This is a genomic window from Serinicoccus sp. CUA-874, from assembly GCF_001942225.1.
Classification (GTDB): Bacteria; Actinomycetota; Actinomycetes; order Actinomycetales; family Dermatophilaceae; genus Ornithinicoccus; species Ornithinicoccus marinus.
Map to the genome: position 1 here is coordinate 55,740 of NZ_MKJZ01000003.1, position 16,202 is coordinate 71,941.

Consider the following 16,202-nt stretch of genomic DNA (forward strand, 5'->3'; position numbering starts at 1 on the left):
CGGAGAGCGGCGGCGGGCTGGACCACGGTACCGCGCGTCCGCTGGTGAAACGGAGGCCCACGTTGCACACTGTGCCCTGACGCTGCGTCAACGGGGTGCGGCAGGAGGGTGGACACATGAGCCAGCAACCACAGGTCCAGGTGGGCGAGCGCGACTACTACCTCGGTAAGGCCATCCTGCTCGCGTCCGTCGCGGCGCTCGGCGGCTTCCTCTTCGGCTTCGACACCGCCGTCATCAACGGCGCGGTCAACGCGATGCGCAACGACTTCGGGATGGGGGCCGGGCTGACCGGTTTCGTCGTCAGCTCGGCACTGCTCGGCTGCATGGTCGGCGCCTACGTCGCCGGTCGCCTGGCGGAGCGGATGGGGCGCATCCGCGTGATGATGCTCGCCTCGGCGCTGTTCACCCTCTCGGCGATCGGCTCCGGCTTCGCCTTCGGGCCGGTGGACATGATCCTGTGGCGCGTGATCGGCGGCATCGGCGTGGGGATGGCCTCGGTCATCGCGCCGGCCTACATCGCCGAGATCGCGCCGGCCTCGATCCGTGGTCGGCTCGGCTCGCTGCAGCAGCTCGCGATCGTCGTCGGCATCTTCATCGCGCTGCTCTCCGACTACTTCCTCGCGGGGGTCGCCGGCGGGTCTGCCGAGGCGCTCTGGGGCAGCACCGCGTGGCGCTGGATGTTCTGGGCCGAGATCATCCCGGCCCTGGCCTACGGCGTCCTCGCCACGACCATCCCCGAGTCGCCGCGCTACCTGGTGACCCTCGGCAAGCTGGACGAGGCCCGCGAGGTGCTGGGGCGCGTGATGCTGCGGGGCATACCGGAGCGGATCAAGGAGATCCAGCGCACCGTGCGCCGCGACGCCAAGGCCTCGCTGTCCGACCTGGTGAAGTCCGGCGGCGGGCTGCTGCCGATCGTGTGGATCGGCATCGGGCTGTCGGTCTTCCAGCAGTTCGTCGGGATCAACGTCATCTTCTACTACTCCTCGACGCTGTGGCAGGCGGTCGGCTTCACCGAGGAGGACGCGCTCACCCAGACCGTCATCACCTCGGTGACCAACATCGTCGTGACCATCGTCGCGATCGCGCTCATCGACAAGATCGGGCGGCGGGTGCTGCTCATGATCGGCTCGGCCGGGATGTTCCTCACGCTCGGCACGATGGCGTGGATCTTCGCCAACGCGCCGATCGTGGACGGGTCCCCGCAGCTCGGGGACAGCACCGGTCTGGTGGCGCTCATCGCGGCCAACGGCTTCGTGGTCTTCTTCGGTATGTCGTGGGGCCCGGGCGTCTGGGTGCTGCTGGGCGAGATGTTCAACAACAGGATCCGGGCCACGGCGCTGGGTGTCGCGGCGGCGGCCCAGTGGCTGGCCAACTTCGCCATCTCCACGAGCTTCCCGCGCATGGCCGAGCTGGGCCTGGGCTTCGCCTACGGCTTCTACACCCTCTTCGCGCTGCTGAGCTTCTTCTTCGTGCTGAAGTTCGTCCCCGAGACCAACGGGCGCGAGCTGGAGGACATGGACTGAGCGCGGGGCCGGTCAGCGGGTCGCGGGACCGACTCCTACGCAGAAGGTGTTCCTCGGGTGTGATGCATCCCCGTAGCGGAACACGTTCTGCGTGGGTGTTGGGCCGAGCGAGTTGTACACACGACAGGCGGGTCGGGTCCGGCGTCCACAGATCTCTCCGCGGCCGTGGCGGCCGCCGGACGGCGGTCGCAGGCTCGTCGGTATGGACGAGCTCGCACGCCTCACTGGCTTCCTCGCCGCGCACGAAGGCGTCATCACCGCCCAGGAGGCACGCCGCCTCGGCGTAGGCCCCAACGGACTCCGGTCCCTCGTCACCCGACGTGTGCTCCGACGGGTGGGGCGCGGCGCCTATGCCGAGCCGTCCCACGACCGCCTGATCGAGGCGCGCCGTACTGTCCTCGCGCTGTGCCGCGCGCGCCCGAGCGTGGCGGCGAGCCACCAGAGCGGTGCCCTGCTGTGGCGGCTCCCGGTGCTCACCAGCGCGCTGACCCGAGTGCACCTCACCCGTACCTCGGGGACCGCGGCCACCCGGAGTCATCCAGGTCTCACGCTGCACGCCTGCCCCGGTCGACAGGACGCCTTCGGGCTCGTAGGCGGGCACCCCGTGGTGACCCCAGCCCTGGCGGTCGTCGGCACGGCGTTGGAGGCCGGCTCCGATGCCGGGGTCTGCGTCGCCGACGCCGCGCTGCGGCTGGATCTCGCGACCGTCGAGGAGATGTCAGGCTGGGTGGACCGTCTGCGGCGCACCCCGCACCTTTCGGTGGCCCGGCACGTCGTCGCGAGCGCGAGCCCGACGGCGGAGTCGGCTGCCGAGTCCAAGGCCAGGCTGCGGCTGCTGTCGCTGGGCTACCGGGTGATCCCGCAGGTCGTCCTCCGCGAGCAGGACGGTGCCTTCGTCGCCCGGGTCGATTTCCTGCTGCCCGATCTCGGGGTGGTCGTCGAGGTCGACGGCGCGCTCAAGTACGACGGTGCGGAGGGCCGGGCAGCCCTCGTCCGCGAGAAGCGCCGCGAGGACGACATCCGGCGGCTGGGTTATGGGATGGCCCGACTCGTGTGGGCCGACCTGGACGACCTGGCCCGGATCCGCGCGGTCGTGGAGCTGGCCGCGCGCAGCGTGCAGCGCCCGCCGGGGCGGATGGCGGGCGTCGTGGACGCGCACCGGCGCCGCACCGGGGCCACGTGGGACGGGCTGCTGCTCCACTCCTACGCAGAAGGTGTTCCTCGGGCATGATGCATCACGCCCGAGGAACACCTTCTGCGTAGAAGTGACGGGCGAAAGTCAGCGGGCAGGAGCGATGCCGTCGAGGACCGCCGCGACGGCGGCCCAGGCGTCCGAGCCGACCTCGATGAGGTCGAAGTGACCGCCGGTGACCTCGACCAGCTCGGCGTCGGCCCCGGCCTCACGGGCCGCGGCGACGTAGCGCTCTGACTGGCTGATCGGGACCTGCTCGTCGTCCGGTGCGTGCAGGGCCCGGACGGGCGCGTCGAGCGGCAGCATGCGCTGCGGGTCGGCGACGTCGTAGAGCGGGTCGTCGGGGGTGGCGGAGAGCAGGTCTCCAACCGCACCCCCGCCGAGCCGGTCCTGGTATGCCGCCGTGAGGTCGAGCACCCCGGCCTGCGACACCACGTGGGTCACCTGGACCCGCCCGGACCACTGCCCGGTCTGCAGCCGACCTGCGGCCCAGGTCGCGAGGTGCCCACCCGCTGAGTGCCCCAGCGTGATGACCGGCCCCTCACCGTCCGCGAGCTCGACGGCGGCGTGGATGTCGTCGAAGGTCTGTGGGAAGCCCCCGCCGTCCCCGACCCGGCGGTACTCCACGTTGAGCGTCGTCCAGCCGCGCGCGGTCAGGTCCTCCGCGAGCGGGGTGCCGAGGTCCGCAGCATACGCGGCCCGCCAGAAACCTCCGTGGATGACGACGACCGTGCCCCGGCTCGCACCCGAGGGGACACGGCGCTCCACCCACTGGGACGGGTGGTCGCCGTAGCTGATCCGCTCGGTGGCCGACCCGGCGCCCGCCTCTGTGACAGGCTCGCTGCTCATCCCGCTCTCCTCGCTGCCCTGCTCGGCCGGCGGCCCGGTCGCGCTCCTCCGCCCGTCATCGGGGCCACCACCCTCGTCAGGCCCCTCGTCTGCCCTTGAGCAGGCCGCGAGGGCACCGGCACCCGCGAGCGCCAGCAGCGCCCGTCGCCGCAGGCGCACCGTGCGGGGCATACCCAGGCGGTCTCAGACCTCGTCGGCGGTGGTCGCCGAGGGATCCCACTTGAGGATGCCGTCGACGTTCCAGCCACGGTCCTTGACCGCCTCCCGGGCCTGCGCCTTGACCGGCCCGGTGAGCTTGTCGACGTAGAGGTAGCCGTCGAGGTGGTCGGTCTCGTGCTGCAGGCAGCGCGCGAGCAGTCCCTCGCCCTCGACGACGATCTCCTGGCCGTCGAGGTCGGTGCCGGTGACCCGGGCCCGCGGGTGCCGGGCGAGCGGGAACCACTCGCCGGGCACGGACAGGCAGCCCTCGCCGTCGTCCTCCTCGTCCAGCGGCCCTGGCGTCCCGAGCCGCTCCAGCGCGGGGTTGACGATGACGCCCCGGGCGTTGTCGGCGCCGGGCACCGGGCAGTCGTAGACGAAGAGCCGCAGCCGGACCCCGACCTGGTTCGCCGCCAGGCCGACCCCCTCGGCGGCGGCCATGGTGTCGAACATGTCGTCGACGAGGGTGCGCAGCTCGTCGGTGATCTCCCGCACCTTCTTGGTCGGCGCGTGCAGGGCCTTGTGGCCGATGACGGTGATGGGTCGGACTGCCATGGGAGCAGATTCTAGGTATGCCCCGGGCCTGCCCGTTACCCTGCCCGTCATGAACTGGATCGAGATCGTCGGCTGGGTCGGCTCGGCCATCCTGGTGGTGTCGCTGCTGCAGACGCGGGTGCTGCGGCTGCGCTGGATCAATCTCGTGGGGTGCGTCGTGCTCATCGGCTACAACGCCGCCGTCGGCGTGTGGCCGATGGTGGGGCTCAACGTGGTGCTGGCGGTCATCAACATCGTCTACCTGTGGCGGATGCTGCGGACCCGGCACGACGCGGCGAGCTACACCGTGCTCGAGGTGGAGCCGGACGACACCTACCTCGGTCACGTGCTCACGGTCCACGCTGACGACATCGCCGAGCACAACCCGGGCTTCGTCCACGACCCGGAGGCACAGCGCTCGGCCTTCCTCGTGCTCCGCGGTGACGAGACGGTGGGCGTCGTGCTGGCGCGGGACGCGGGTGAGGGCACCGCCGAGGTCGTCCTGGACTGGGTCACGCCGAGCCACCGCGACTTCTCGCCGGGCGAGTTCGTCTACCGCCGGTCCGGTCTGTTCGCGCGACGCGGCTTCAGCCGGGTGCTCTCGCCGGCGGGGATGCAGCACCCCTACTACGAGCGGATCGGCTTCCGCCCGACCGAGGACAGGTGGGTGCTCGACGTCCCGCAGCCGGCCTGACTCCGACGGCGTCGGCCGCTGCCGGTCAGCGCAGCGGGGTGGGGTCCGGGTCGACGGCCACGCGGCGACGGGTCGCGGCACGGCCGCCCCGAGCCTCGTCGTCCACCCAGTCCCAGTCCCGGGGGAGGTCGCGACGGTCGACCGCCTCCCACCGGCTGCTGGTGCCGCGCGACCGGGTGATGCTCGGCCGAGGCCCCGTCGGGTCGTCGCCCCGGCCACGGGCATACCGCTCCTCCGGCTCCTCCCAGGCCTCCTCGTCCTCACCCGGGTCGCGGACGTCGCGGCCGAAGATGGTCTCGCACATCGCCTGGTACTTCTCGTCCGGCTCCGGGATGTAGTCGATGTGGCTGAGGGCCTGGTCCTGGCCCGCGGACTCCATGACGAAGCGGCCGTAGCCGAGCAGGCGCCCGAGGATGGTCCGGTCGTAGCTCATGTCGGTGACCTTGACCAGCGGCATCATCGCGACCCGCTGCGTGATGAGGCCGTAGGTCTTGAGCAGCCGGCGGTCGGTCGCGATGAACCACTCGCAGCGCCACTCCAGCACCTGCCAGGCGGCCCAGGCGCACACGACCGCCAGCACGCACAGCGCGAACCCGATAGCGGCGGGGTCGGTCACCGCTGCCGCGACCCACAGGGTGAGGAAGAGCGCGATGAGCACCGCCGCGGCGGGGCGCACGAGCTTGGCCCAGTGCCAGCGGGTGGAGACGACGACCTGCTCGTCGGCCAGCAGGTAGCGCTTGGCGACGCGCCGGCTGACCTGCGGCGGGGCGGCAGGCATGGCGTGGCCTCGGGTGTCAGGTCCCCATCAGCTGGTTGAAGAACCGGCCGATGTTGAGGAAGCCCTGACTGATGATGTCCCACACGGCGCGCACGATGTCGGCGGCGCGGTCGGGGTTGGTGATCACCGCGTAGATGAGGAAGCCCCACACCAGCCAGTGCAGGACCTTCTTGACCGTGGACGGCATGTCAGGTGCCTTTCGCTGGACGGGTGGACGAGCGGGCGAGTGCGCGGGTGGACACGGACCTGTTGTCAGTGTGGCAGATGTGGCGGGGTATGCCGATTCTCGCCCCCGCGCGCGTGTCGCCCCGCCCGACCGGGCGTCGGGGAGCGCGAGCTGGCGCGACGGTATACCGCGGTGGGGTAGTGACCAACCATTCGCGGCGCTCGGTGGGGAGGGGTGTCAGGAGGTGGTGGGTCGCAGCAACGGCGAGGCGGCCATCCGGTCGAGGGCCTCGTCCACCTCGGCCGTCGACCCGGCGAAGCTGAGCCGGACCTTGCGGTGCCCCGCCACCGTGTCGAAGTCCACACCCGGCGTGAGCGCGACGCCGCAGTCGTCCAGCAGGTCCCGGCACCAGGTGACCGAGTCCTGCGTGAGGTGCCCGATGTCGCACCACGCGTAGAAGGCACCGTCCGGCGGGGCGTAGTCGCGCAGGCCGATCTCGGGCAGGCGGCGCAGCAGCAGGTCGCGGTTCGCGGCATACCGCTCGCGGTGCCCGTCGAGCTCCGCCCGCGCGCCCTCGCCGAGCGCCGCGGCCGCCGCGTGCTGGCCGATCGCGGGCGGGCAGATGTTGAGGTTGCCGGTGAGCACCTCCAGCGGTCGCCGCAGCGCCGGGGGAGCGAGCAGCCAGCCGACCCGCCAGCCGGTCATGGAGAAGTACTTGCTCACCGACCCGACGACCACCCCGGCGCGTGAGGTCGCCCACGCGCTCGTGGTCGGTCGCCCGTAGCTGAGCCCGTGGTAGATCTCGTCGCTCACCAGCAGCGTCCCGTGCTCCTCGCACCACGCGGCCAGCTCGCGCAGCACGTCGGGGTCGACGACCGTGCCCGTCGGGTTGGCGGGGGAGGCCACGATCAGCCCCGCGGGCGGCGCGGGCAGCGCCTCGAGCATCTCGACGGTCGGCTGGAAGCGGGTGTCCGGCCCGCAGTCGAGCTCGACCACCTCGCAGCCCAGCGCGGCCAGGCTGTTGCGGTATGCCGGGTAGCCGGGCCGCGTCATCGCCACCTGGTCGCCCACGTCGAAGGCGGCGAGGAAGAGCGCGGTGAAGGCGCCCGAGCTGCCGGGGAAGACGACGACGTCGTCCGGCGAGACCTCGATCCCGGCGGCGTCCCGGTGGTGCCGGGCGATCGCCTCGCGCAGCGGGAGGATGCCGCTGGACTCGGTGTAGCCCAGCACGTCGGAGTCCAGGGCCCGGATCGCGGCCTCCCGGGCCACGGCGGGGGCGGGGGTCGAGGGCTGCCCGGCGCAGAGCATGAGGACGTCACCGTGGCTGCGCTGCCGGGCCGCCGCAGCCTTGAGCACCTCCATGACGTGGAACGGCTCGACGGCCGACCGCGCCGAGACGCGGGGCCGCGAGGACCGGTCGGAAGGCATACCTCAGACGACGCCGTAGAGGCGGTCGCCCGCGTCACCGAGGCCGGGCACGATGTAGCCCTGCTCGTTGAGCCGCTCGTCGATCGCACCGGTGACCAGCGTGATCGGCGGCTCGACGTCGGCGAGCCCGGCCTGGACCTTCTCGATCCCCTCGGGGGCGGAGAGCAGGGTGATCGCGGTGATGTCGTCGGCGCCGCGCTCGGCGAGGTAACGGATCGCCGCGATCAGGGTGCCACCGGTCGCGAGCATCGGGTCGAGCACGTAGCACTGCCGCTTGTCGAGGTCGTCCGGGAGCCGGTTGGCGTAGGTGTGCGCCTCCAGCGTCTCCTCGTTGCGAACCATCCCGAGGAAGCCGACCTCCGCCGTCGGCAGCATGCGCATCATCCCGTCGAGCATGCCCAGGCCCGCGCGCAGGATGGGGACGACCAGCGGCTTGGGCGTCGCCAGGTGGATGCCGGTCGTCGCGGCGACCGGGGTCTCGATCTGGAACGGCGAGACCCGCACCTCCCGGGTCGCCTCGTAGGCGAGCAGCGTGACGAGCTCGTCGGCCAGCCGGCGGAAGGTCGGGGTGTCGGTCCGCTTGTCGCGCAGGTAGGTCAGCTTGTGGGCGATGAGCGGGTGGTCGGCGAGGTGGACGCGCATACGCCAGACTCTAGGACGTGACCCACGCGCCCGACACCTCGCCCGGCGGCCCCGCCGGCGCCGCTGGGGGACTCGACCGGTATGCCGCGTGGGTGCGTCTCGCGATCGCCGAGGCGCAGCGTGTCGACACCTCGGGTGACGTCCCGATCGGTGCCCTCGTCGTCGACGCGACGGGGGAGGTCGTCGGGCGGGGGCACAACGTCCGGGAGGCGGAGCACGACCCGACCGGGCACGCGGAGGTGGTCGCGCTCCGCGAGGCCGGGCGCGCCCTCGGGTCGTGGCGGCTCGACGGGTGCTCCCTGGTCGTCACCCTGGAACCGTGCGCGATGTGCGCCGGGGCGGCTCTGCTGGCCCGCGTCGACCGCGTCGTCTTCGGCGCCTGGGACGACAAGGCGGGAGCCTGCGGATCGGTGTGGGACCTGCCCCGGGACCGGAGGGCGCTGCACCGTGCCGAGGTCGTCGGGGGCGTGCTGGAGGATGAGTGCGCCGGCCTCCTGACCGGCTTCTTCGGGAGCAGGCGCTGACGCTCAGGATTTTGGGCGGGCCCCTGCCCGTCAGGTAGCCTCATCGGTGGTGGCGTGTCCGAGCGGCCTAAGGAGCACGCCTCGAAAGCGTGTGAGGGCGCAAGTCCTCCGTGGGTTCAAATCCCACCGCCACCGCCCATGTCCCGCGGGACACAACGAGCCCCCGGACCACGCGGTCCGGGGGCTCGTCGCACGTCGCGATCAGGCCGCGCGCGACCGGGTGAGCGAGGCCAGCCGGGCGCCCAGCAGGCCCACCGCCACGAGTCCGGTCAGGGCGACGAGCAGCAGACCCTCCGGCAGCACCCCGGCGCCCCAGTGCCAGGAGGTGACCGGGCCCATCGGACTGCCGAAGGCATACCGTGCCAGCAGCGCGGGGGTGAGGGCGCACAGGATCGCCAGGGCGGTCGGCCAGGCGAGTCCGGCCGCCCGGGTCGCCACCCGGCGGCGGCGCTGCGGCCAGGAGCGCGAGCGATGCAGGCCCACCGCACCGAGGAGCAGCACCAGGACGATCACGGCCCCGAAGACGGTCGCCGGCCGCACGAGCGGCTGCGCGGGGACCTCGATCTGCTGCCCCGCCGCCTCGGCGGCCAGGGCGCGGGCCAGCATCCCGGGGGTCCCGACCGTGTCGGTGAGGACCACCGCGGCGTCGCCGGTCGGCCGCCCCTGCTCGTCCGCGACGATGGCCATGTGCGAGGTCCAGGTGACCAGCGCGCCGCCGTGCTCGACGAGGTCCACCCCCTGCTCCTGGGCGAAGGACCAGCCGAGACCGAAGCCGTCGACCCCCTCCGTGCCCGGCTGCGGCGTGTGCAGCTCGCGCAGACCCTCGGTGGTCAGCAGCGGCTCGCCACCGGGCGTGCCCCCGTCGCCCGCCTGGAACTGCAGCCAGGTCGCGACGTCCTCGGCGGTGCTGACCATCCCGCCGGAGCCGACACAGTTGTCGTCGGGCTCGGGATACGGCACGACTTGCCCGAAGACCACGGTATGCCCGCTGCCCAGACCGTCGACCGCGTCGGCGCAGCCCGTGAGGGCGGTCGTCGCGTCCATCCCGAGCGGGGCCAGCAGCTCCTCGCGGAGCACCTGGTCGAAGGGCCGACCGGTGGCGCGCTCGACCGCGGCGGCGGCGAGGGCATACCCGGTGTTGGAGTAGACGTGCTCGGTGCCCGGGTCGGCGGCCAACGTCTCGTCCCGCAGGTCGGCGAGCAGCACGGCGGGGTCGACGCTCGCGGGGCGGCCGAGGTCGCGGGTGCTGCCGCCCCCGATCCCGCTGGTGTGCGCCAGCAGCATCCGCAGGGTGATCTGCCCGGCACGCTCGTCGGCCATGGCGAACTCGGGGAGCGTCGCGGTCAGCGGTGCGTCGAGGTCGACCTCGCCCTGCTCGACCAGGACCATCACCAGGGTGGCCGTGAACGACTTGGACATCGAGGCGATGCGGAAGGGCGTGCTCCCGTCGACGGCGGCCCCGAGCGCGTCCTCGCCGTGACCACGGACCGTCACCTCGCCGTCGTCCACGACCGCGAGCGCCAGCGCCGACGCGGGGGAGCGGTCGAGGTATGCCGCCATCGGGTCGTCCGTGGCCGCGGCAGCGGGCCGGGAGGTGCCGAGGCCGGCTACGGCGACGGCGAGCAGGAGCAGGACGAGGAGCGGGCGCAGGATCGTCGCGGGTCGCGTGGTCATGGTGTCGACGCTAGGCAGCGACGCCTGCGGGCGCCCCTGGGTCAGCACCCGAACCGCACGGGGGCTGACCCCCGGTCAGGTCCCGGCGCTGGTCAGGCAAAGCAGGCCATCACCAGCGCGCTATCCCGTCAACAGGACGAGGCTGATCATGAGGACGAACCAGAGGCGCCGAGCACGAGCATCCCCGTGCCGACCATGCCGAGGATCCGAGCCGCGGTGAGCTGCCCGTGATTGGTCACGGGGTAGGGGGAGGCGTCGGACTCCCGGATCGCGGAGTGCGACATCGCCCAGGCGATCGGGCCGAGCAGCGCCACGCCGCAGCAGCTGAGGATCCCGAGCACCAGCGCCGTCGTGCCGCGCGGGTGGTGGTTGTGGCCCACAGGACCCCACGGTGCTCCCGGGGCGACGGCATACGGATCGCGCGACGCCGCCTCCTGCTCGGCCCGGGGCGAGGCGGCGTAGGGGTCCTCCCGCTCGGCCCCGCCACCGGCGCGGGGCGCGGGAGGTGGCTCGAACCGGAACATGTCGCTCACCCTACGCCCGCCGTGCCGGTATGCCGCCCTACTCGATGCCGAACAAGACCACGAGGACGACGGTCGCCACGAAGACCACGACGATCAGGGCCAGCGCGGCGGTGCCGATCATGCCCATCGTGCGACCGGCGACGAGCTGCCCCCGGTTGACCACAGGTCCGGGCTGGGAGTCCGCCTCGCGCAGCGCGCGGGAGGCGACGGACCAGGCGACCGGTCCCAGGACGGGGACACCGGCGACCGCCAGGACCCCGAGGACGATGACCAGCGTGCCGCGGGGGTGATGGTGCCCGGTGGGGCCGGGAAAGCTGGTGGCTCCGCCGACAGGGCCGGGTGCTGAAGGTGCTCCATGCAACGACGCTAGGAGGAGCGAGGCCTCGGCCGCAGAAGTTGTCCACAGGCAGGCTCGCCGGGGACGTCAGTCGGCGTCGAGAGCCTCCGCGGCGGCCGCGATGTCGGCGAGCTCGGTGCGCAACGCCTTCTCGGTCATCTTCAGGCCCAGGGGCCCCACGGCGCGCAGCGCGAGGCGCTGCAGCGCGTTGGGGTCGGTGGTGCCCGCGCTGAACCTGATCGACAGCTGCGTCGCCGCCCCCTCCTCGAGCGGCTCCAGCTCCAGCACCGTCCGGAAGACGGTGTTGCGCGACCTCGCCTCGGTCTCGGTGCGCCGCTCCGGGTCGTTGTCGACCACCCAGATCTCCTGGGTGTCGGAGGCGCCCATCATCCGGCGGGTCTCGCGCCAGCCGGTGCCCACGGCATACGGGCCGGTGGTGATGACGTGCAGGTCGGTCACCTGGGAGAGCCGCTCCTGCGCGTGCTCGAGGTCGGTGATGACGTCCCACACCGTGGTGGGGGAGGCCTCGACGCGGCGGGCGACCGAGACCTCGTGGGTGTCGCTCACCGCTCGTCCCCGGTCTGCTCGGCGTCGGTGTCCTCCGCGGCGGGCAGGTCCTCCCACGCCTCGCCGAGGACGAGGTCCAGGCTCTCGTCCTCCCGCTCGTCCTGGACCAGCTCGACCTCCTGCGGCAGCGCGTCGGCCAGCAGCTGCGCCGCCTCGGCACCGGAGGCGCCGTGCAGGATCTGGCCGGGTCCCTCGATGTCGGCGTCGGAGTTGTCCACCCCGTCCACGGTGAAGCCGCGGGCGGTCAGCCCGTCGCTCGCCCGTCCGGCCAGACCGGTGGTCCCGGTCGAGTTGAAGACGTTGACGACGACGTCCTCCGCCTCCAGGGTGGGGGTCGGCACCGCGACCGTGGTCTGGCTCTCGTCCGTCTCGCCACCCCCGAGGCCGAACCACCCCTGCATCGTCGCCAGCGCGACGAGCAGCGCGAGCCCCAGGACGGCCAGCAGACCGACGATGACCATGGCTGCCCGGCGCCGCGCCCGACGCGCGGCGGTGGACATACCAGCCGTGCGCACGTATCCCACGCCGAGGCTCCTTCCGACCGCAGCAGGCTAGCGAGTCGGCGCGGCATCCAGGTCGAGGACACGCCCGTGCACTGCGGGCCGGCCCTGCAGCGCGGCCCGGAGCGCCCGGTGCAGACCGTCCTCGAGGTAGAGCACGTCGTGCCACTTCACGACGTGGCAGAAGATGTCGCCGTAGAACGTCGAGTCGGCCGACAGCAGGGCCCGCAGGTCCAGCTCGGCACGGGTCGTCACGAGCTCGTCCAGCCGCAGCATCCGGGGCGGCAGGTGTGCCCAGTCACCGGGCTCGTCGAGGCCGTGGGAGGGGTATGGCCGCGTCTCGCCCACGCCCTTGAAGATCATGCGGCGCAGTCTAGAGTCTGCTATGTGAGCGAGCAGAGCAGCCAGATCGACCGCATCCGCGAGGGCTACACCTTCACCGACCCGAGCATCGTGCTGGGTGGGGCTGTGGGGGCGGACGGCGACAGCGTGGTGAGCGAGGCGGTCGTCCGGCTGCCGCTCGGCTCGATGAACCGGCACGGGCTGGTCGCCGGGGCCACCGGGACCGGCAAGACCGTCACGCTGCAGGTGCTCGCCGAGCAGCTCTCCGACGCGGGCGTCCCGGTCTTCCTCGCCGACATCAAGGGCGACCTGACGGGCCTGGCCACGCCGGCCGGGGGCGGGGGCAAGATCGAGGAGCGGATGGGCGAGCTCGGTCAGGACTGGACCGGCTCTGCCTACCCCGTCGAGTTGCTCAACCTCGGCGGGCACGGGGCGGGCACCCCGGTGCGGGCCACCATCACGGCCTTCGGGCCCACGCTGCTGGCCAAGGTGCTGCAGCTCAACAAGACCCAGGAGTCCAGCCTCGGGCTCATCTTCTACTGGGCGGACCAGCAGGGGCTGGCGCTGCTGGACCTCAAGGACCTCATCGCGGTCATCCAGCACCTCATCTCGGACGAGGGCAAGGAGGACCTCAAGGGACTCGGCGGACTGGCGACCTCCACCGCCGGGGTCATCCTGCGCGAGCTCATCGCCCTGTCCGCCGCGGGCGGTGACGTCTTCTTCGGCGAGCCGGAGTTCGAGACCGCCGACCTGCTGCGCACCACCCCCGACGACACCGGCGTCATCTCGCTGCTCGAGCTGCCCGGCGTCCAGGACAAGCCGGTGCTCTTCTCCACCTTCCTCATGTGGCTGCTCGCCGAGCTCTTCCAGGACCTGCCCGAGGTGGGCAACCCGGACAAGCCCAAGCTCGTCTTCTTCTTCGACGAGGCGCACCTGCTCTTCGACGACGCCTCCGACGCCTTCCTCGACGCCGTGGAGCAGGCCGTCCGGCTCATCCGCTCCAAGGGCGTCGGCGTCTTCTTCGTCACCCAGACCCCCAAGGACGTGCCCGACTCGGTGCTCGCCCAGCTGGGCAACCGGGTGCAGCACGCGCTGCGTGCGCACACCCCCAACGACGCCAAGGCGCTCAAGGCGACCGTCTCGACGTTCCCGACCAGCGACTACGACCTCGAGGAGGTCCTCACCTCGCTGCGCACCGGGGAGGCGGTGGTCACCGTGCTCTCTGAGGAGGGGGCGCCGACCCCGGTCGCGCGGACGATGCTCCGCGCGCCGCAGGGTCAGATCGGGCCCTCGGACGAGGAGGTCGTGCGCACCGCGGTCGCCGGCTCGGCGTTGGCGGGCAAGTATGCCGAGCCGCTTGACCGCGAGTCGGCGTACGAGATGCTGGCTGCGCGCATGGAGGAGGCGACCCGGGCGCCGACGCCGCTGAGGCACAGGAGGCCGAGGACGCCGCGGCGCAGGCCGGTGCGCGTGAGCAGGCGGGCGGCAGCCGGTCACGGCGTGGTGAAGAGAGGGGCGAGGAAAGGGGCATGGTGGAGCAGGTCGTCTCCTCGACCGCGTTCCGCTCCATGCTGCGCTCGGCCGGGACCGTGATCGGGCGGGAGATCAGCCGGTCGATCTTCGGGACCCGACGGCGCTGAGGCATACCGCCCGCACACCCGAGGGCGGACGACGAAACCCCCGGACCGAGGGTCCGGGGGTTTCTCCTGTCCTGAGATGAGGACATCGGCGGAGGATGGGGGATTTGAACCCCCGAGGGTTTTATCCCAACACGATTTCCAATCGTGCGCACTAGGCCGCTATGCGAATCCTCCGCCGAGAAGGATAGCCGAGAGCGAGGCAGCGACCCTAATCCTGGTGGGCCGACCCGCCGGCTTGGAGGGGCCGTGGCGAACGCCTAGACTCGGTGCCGGACCCCTCGTGCGGTGGTACCTCGGTGAACTCCCCCAGGGCAGGAATGCAGCAAGGGCAACCGAGCTCTTCCAGGTGCGCGAGGGGTTCTTCACGTCCTGGTCCGTGGCCCGAGCGGCGCCCTCGCCCCGCATGGCAGGATGTCCGCACCCCTGCGAAAGGACCCCGCTCATGCCCTTCCACGTCGGCTCCGAGGTCGGTCGGCTGCGTCAGGTGATCGTCCACCGGCCCGGGCTGGAGATGCACCGCCTGACGCCGGACAACAAGGACCGCTACCTCTTCGACGAGATCCTCTGGGTGGAGAAGGCGCAGGAGGAGCACGACTACTTCGTCCAGGTGATGCGCGAGCGGGGCGTGACGGTGCACCACTTCGACGCGCTGCTACGGGAGTCGCTCGCGGTCCCCGAGGCGCGCGGCCACGTGCTCGGCCACAGCCTGGACGAGCGGCACGTCGGCCCGCAGGCCGCCGAGGAGCTGCGCGCGATGTTCGACGAGATGGATGACGCCGAGCTGGCGACCCACCTCATCGGCGGCATCACCAAGGCCGAGGTCCTCGAGCGGATCGGCAGCCCCAGCTCGGTGGTCATCGAGCAGTTCGGGACGCACGACTCCGTGCTGGCGCCGCTGCCCAACCACCTGTTCACCCGGGACACCTCCGCCTGGGCCTACTCCGGCGTGGCGGTCAACTCCATGCACAAGAAGGCGCGCCGCCGGGAGACCGTGCACTACGACGCGATCTACCGCTACCACCCGATGTTCGCCGAGGCGGGGATGCAGTGGTGGAGCCACGGCGTGGACGACGGGCCCGCCACGGCCGAGGGCGGAGACATCCTCGTGCCGGGCAACGGCATGGTGCTCGTCGGGCTCTCCGAGCGGACCACCGCCATGGGCGTGGAGCGGCTGGCGCGCCGGCTGCTGGCCTCCGGCCAGGCGGAGCGGGTGGTCGCCCTCGACATGCCCAAGGCGAGGGCCGTCATGCACCTGGACACGGTGATGACGATGGTCGACGAGCGCACCTTCACCCGCTACCTCGGGCTGCCCGACCTCACCTCGTGGACGATCACCGCGGCCGAGGGCGAGCAGGACGCCGACCCCGCGGACCTGCACCTGTCGATCGAGCGGCACGAGCCGGAGCAGATGGAGCAGGTCATCGCCCGCGGCCTGGGGCTGGAGCGTCTCCGGGTGCTGGCCGCCGACCAGGACCCGCGGGCCGCGGCCCGCGAGCAGTGGGACGACGGCTGCAACGTGCTCGCCCTGGAGCCCGGGGTCGTCGTCGGCTACCGCCGCAACACGGTCACCAACGCCCACCTGCGCGAGCAGGGGGTGGAGGTCCTCGAGATCGACGGCTCCGAGCTTGGCCGGGGCAGGGGCGGACCGCGCTGTATGTCCTGCCCGGTCGAGCGCGACCCGCTCACCTGATGCCGCCGCGGCGCCGGATCGACCCGGCCGCGGGCGAGCAGGCGCTCGCCGCCTGGGAGGCGGGGGAGGAGCCGGCCCGCGGGATGCTCGCCACCGCGGTGCGCTACACGATCGAGGAGCTGGCCGCGCGCGCCCCCGGGCGGTCGGTCGAGGTCCGCGTCCCGCCGTATGCCGCCGCCCAGGTCATCGAGGGGCCGCGGCACACGCGCGGGACGCCGACGAACGTCGTCGAGACCGATCCGCAGACCTGGCTCGCGCTGGTGACAGGCCGCGCCACCTGGGCCGAGGCTGTGGCGAGCGGCGCGGTGCGTGCGTCGGGGCAGCGGGCCGACCTCTCGGCATACCTCCCGCTGCGCTGAGGGCGGCTCAGCCTCTGTCGTCGTCCGGGTCCCGCAGCGCC

The 16,202-nt window shown here is 72.3% G+C and carries 18 protein-coding genes, 2 tRNA genes, 1 other RNA gene and 1 pseudogene; 9 read left to right on the forward strand and 13 right to left on the reverse strand.

The genetic code is table 11. The features are described from left to right. Positions 1-116: 116 nt before the first annotated feature. Together BJF80_RS01340 and BJF80_RS01345 are read left to right on the forward strand one after the other, a co-directional pair. A complete protein-coding gene (locus BJF80_RS01340) occupies positions 117-1,523 on the forward strand; it encodes a sugar porter family MFS transporter (RefSeq protein ID WP_075810933.1) in 1,407 nt (468 codons plus the stop codon). Between the two features lie 202 nt (positions 1,524-1,725). Continuing rightward, positions 1,726-2,754 (forward strand): type IV toxin-antitoxin system AbiEi family antitoxin domain-containing protein, encoded by a 1,029-nt coding sequence (locus BJF80_RS01345; RefSeq protein WP_022926005.1) that lies wholly within the window; start codon positions 1,726-1,728, stop codon positions 2,752-2,754. A gap of 48 nt (positions 2,755-2,802) precedes the next feature. Here BJF80_RS01345 and BJF80_RS01350 read toward each other — a convergent pair whose 3' ends face one another. Together BJF80_RS01350 and def are read right to left on the reverse strand one after the other, a co-directional pair. After that, positions 2,803-3,735, reverse strand: a complete 933-nt coding sequence (locus tag BJF80_RS01350; RefSeq protein ID WP_083673388.1) for an alpha/beta hydrolase family protein — start codon at positions 3,733-3,735, stop codon at positions 2,803-2,805. Positions 3,736-3,747: 12 nt separating this feature from the next. Next, positions 3,748-4,317: a peptide deformylase gene (gene def, locus BJF80_RS01355; RefSeq protein ID WP_075810934.1), complete on the reverse strand. Its 570-nt coding sequence runs from the start codon at positions 4,315-4,317 to the stop codon at positions 3,748-3,750. Between the two features lie 49 nt (positions 4,318-4,366). Here def and BJF80_RS01360 point away from each other — a divergent pair, with 49 nt between their 5' ends. Beyond that, positions 4,367-4,990, forward strand: a complete 624-nt coding sequence (locus BJF80_RS01360) for a YgjV family protein (RefSeq protein WP_022926002.1) — start codon at positions 4,367-4,369, stop codon at positions 4,988-4,990. A 25-nt stretch (positions 4,991-5,015) separates the two neighbouring features. On the opposite strand, the gene BJF80_RS18055 is transcribed toward BJF80_RS01360, so the two are convergent. The 4 genes from BJF80_RS18055 to upp all read right to left on the reverse strand — a co-directional run bounded on the left by BJF80_RS18055 (position 5,016) and on the right by upp (position 8,004). Next, a complete protein-coding gene (locus BJF80_RS18055) occupies positions 5,016-5,768 on the reverse strand; it encodes a PH domain-containing protein (protein WP_075810935.1) in 753 nt (250 codons plus the stop codon). 16 nt (positions 5,769-5,784) lie between these two features. After that, positions 5,785-5,955 (reverse strand): hypothetical protein, encoded by a 171-nt coding sequence (locus BJF80_RS19005; protein WP_022926000.1) that lies wholly within the window; start codon positions 5,953-5,955, stop codon positions 5,785-5,787. A gap of 216 nt (positions 5,956-6,171) precedes the next feature. Beyond that, positions 6,172-7,362 (reverse strand): pyridoxal phosphate-dependent aminotransferase, encoded by a 1,191-nt coding sequence (locus tag BJF80_RS01370; protein WP_075810936.1) that lies wholly within the window; start codon positions 7,360-7,362, stop codon positions 6,172-6,174. Between the two features lie 3 nt (positions 7,363-7,365). Next, the gene (gene upp, locus BJF80_RS01375) at positions 7,366-8,004 is read right to left on the reverse strand and encodes a uracil phosphoribosyltransferase (protein WP_022925998.1); all 639 of its coding nucleotides are present in this window, start codon (positions 8,002-8,004) and stop codon (positions 7,366-7,368) included. Positions 8,005-8,021: 17 nt separating this feature from the next. Between upp and BJF80_RS01380 the strand changes: the two genes are divergently transcribed. Continuing rightward, positions 8,022-8,528, forward strand: a complete 507-nt coding sequence (locus tag BJF80_RS01380) for a nucleoside deaminase (protein WP_075810937.1) — start codon at positions 8,022-8,024, stop codon at positions 8,526-8,528. A 48-nt stretch (positions 8,529-8,576) separates the two neighbouring features. Further along, a tRNA-Ser gene (locus BJF80_RS01385) sits at positions 8,577-8,663 on the forward strand. A gap of 66 nt (positions 8,664-8,729) precedes the next feature. On the opposite strand, the gene BJF80_RS01390 is transcribed toward BJF80_RS01385, so the two are convergent. The 6 genes from BJF80_RS01390 to BJF80_RS01415 all read right to left on the reverse strand — a co-directional run bounded on the left by BJF80_RS01390 (position 8,730) and on the right by BJF80_RS01415 (position 12,493). Then, positions 8,730-10,202: a serine hydrolase domain-containing protein gene (locus BJF80_RS01390; protein ID WP_075810938.1), complete on the reverse strand. Its 1,473-nt coding sequence runs from the start codon at positions 10,200-10,202 to the stop codon at positions 8,730-8,732. Between the two features lie 146 nt (positions 10,203-10,348). Continuing rightward, positions 10,349-10,726 (reverse strand): DUF4190 domain-containing protein, encoded by a 378-nt coding sequence (locus BJF80_RS17435; protein WP_083673389.1) that lies wholly within the window; start codon positions 10,724-10,726, stop codon positions 10,349-10,351. A gap of 37 nt (positions 10,727-10,763) precedes the next feature. Continuing rightward, positions 10,764-11,087: a hypothetical protein gene (locus tag BJF80_RS01400; protein ID WP_075810939.1), complete on the reverse strand. Its 324-nt coding sequence runs from the start codon at positions 11,085-11,087 to the stop codon at positions 10,764-10,766. Between the two features lie 63 nt (positions 11,088-11,150). Then, on the reverse strand, positions 11,151-11,630 hold the full coding sequence (locus BJF80_RS01405) for an SRPBCC family protein (protein ID WP_075810940.1): 480 nt from the start codon (positions 11,628-11,630) through the stop codon (positions 11,151-11,153). Next, entirely contained in the window at positions 11,627-12,154 is a 528-nt protein-coding gene (locus BJF80_RS01410; RefSeq protein WP_143553767.1) for a LytR C-terminal domain-containing protein, read from the reverse strand. The genes BJF80_RS01405 and BJF80_RS01410 overlap by 4 nt, the downstream gene beginning before the upstream one ends. A gap of 27 nt (positions 12,155-12,181) precedes the next feature. Continuing rightward, positions 12,182-12,493, reverse strand: coding sequence for a type II toxin-antitoxin system VapB family antitoxin (locus BJF80_RS01415; RefSeq protein ID WP_022925877.1), 312 nt, complete (start codon positions 12,491-12,493; stop codon positions 12,182-12,184). Between the two features lie 24 nt (positions 12,494-12,517). Between BJF80_RS01415 and BJF80_RS01420 the strand changes: the two are divergent. Beyond that, positions 12,518-14,112, forward strand: a pseudogene (locus BJF80_RS01420) (helicase HerA-like domain-containing protein). An 89-nt stretch (positions 14,113-14,201) separates the two neighbouring features. On the opposite strand, the gene BJF80_RS01425 reads toward BJF80_RS01420, so the two are convergent. Beyond that, positions 14,202-14,286 (reverse strand) — tRNA-Ser (locus tag BJF80_RS01425). Between the two features lie 96 nt (positions 14,287-14,382). Here BJF80_RS01425 and ffs point away from each other — a divergent pair. The 3 genes from ffs (at position 14,383) to BJF80_RS01440 (ending at position 16,161) form a co-directional block, all read left to right on the forward strand. After that, an RNA gene (gene ffs / locus BJF80_RS01430) (signal recognition particle sRNA small type) lies at positions 14,383-14,477 on the forward strand. A 77-nt stretch (positions 14,478-14,554) separates the two neighbouring features. Next, positions 14,555-15,802 (forward strand): arginine deiminase, encoded by a 1,248-nt coding sequence (locus BJF80_RS01435; RefSeq protein ID WP_075810942.1) that lies wholly within the window; start codon positions 14,555-14,557, stop codon positions 15,800-15,802. Then, positions 15,802-16,161, forward strand: coding sequence for a sterol carrier family protein (locus tag BJF80_RS01440; protein WP_075810943.1), 360 nt, complete (start codon positions 15,802-15,804; stop codon positions 16,159-16,161). Before BJF80_RS01435 ends, BJF80_RS01440 begins: the two co-directional genes overlap by 1 nt. Positions 16,162-16,202: the final 41 nt, after the last annotated feature.

Excerpts from the sequence above, each read along its gene's own strand:
- BJF80_RS01340 (WP_075810933.1), top strand. The coding sequence starts at position 117 with ATGAGCCAGCAACCACAGGTCCAGGTGGGCGAGCGCGACTACTACCTC.
- BJF80_RS01345 (WP_022926005.1), top strand. The coding sequence starts at position 1,726 with ATGGACGAGCTCGCACGCCTCACTGGCTTCCTCGCCGCGCACGAAGGC.
- BJF80_RS01350 (WP_083673388.1), bottom strand. The coding sequence starts at position 3,735 with ATGCCCCGCACGGTGCGCCTGCGGCGACGGGCGCTGCTGGCGCTCGCG.
- def (WP_075810934.1), bottom strand. The coding sequence starts at position 4,317 with ATGGCAGTCCGACCCATCACCGTCATCGGCCACAAGGCCCTGCACGCG.
- BJF80_RS01360 (WP_022926002.1), top strand. The coding sequence starts at position 4,367 with ATGAACTGGATCGAGATCGTCGGCTGGGTCGGCTCGGCCATCCTGGTG.
- BJF80_RS18055 (WP_075810935.1), bottom strand. The coding sequence starts at position 5,768 with ATGCCTGCCGCCCCGCCGCAGGTCAGCCGGCGCGTCGCCAAGCGCTAC.
- BJF80_RS19005 (WP_022926000.1), bottom strand. The coding sequence starts at position 5,955 with ATGCCGTCCACGGTCAAGAAGGTCCTGCACTGGCTGGTGTGGGGCTTC.
- BJF80_RS01370 (WP_075810936.1), bottom strand. The coding sequence starts at position 7,362 with ATGCCTTCCGACCGGTCCTCGCGGCCCCGCGTCTCGGCGCGGTCGGCC.
- upp (WP_022925998.1), bottom strand. The coding sequence starts at position 8,004 with ATGCGCGTCCACCTCGCCGACCACCCGCTCATCGCCCACAAGCTGACC.
- BJF80_RS01390 (WP_075810938.1), bottom strand. The coding sequence starts at position 10,202 with ATGACCACGCGACCCGCGACGATCCTGCGCCCGCTCCTCGTCCTGCTC.
- BJF80_RS17435 (WP_083673389.1), bottom strand. The coding sequence starts at position 10,726 with ATGTTCCGGTTCGAGCCACCTCCCGCGCCCCGCGCCGGTGGCGGGGCC.
- BJF80_RS01415 (WP_022925877.1), bottom strand. The coding sequence starts at position 12,493 with ATGATCTTCAAGGGCGTGGGCGAGACGCGGCCATACCCCTCCCACGGC.
- BJF80_RS01435 (WP_075810942.1), top strand. The coding sequence starts at position 14,555 with ATGCCCTTCCACGTCGGCTCCGAGGTCGGTCGGCTGCGTCAGGTGATC.
- BJF80_RS01440 (WP_075810943.1), top strand. The coding sequence starts at position 15,802 with ATGCCGCCGCGGCGCCGGATCGACCCGGCCGCGGGCGAGCAGGCGCTC.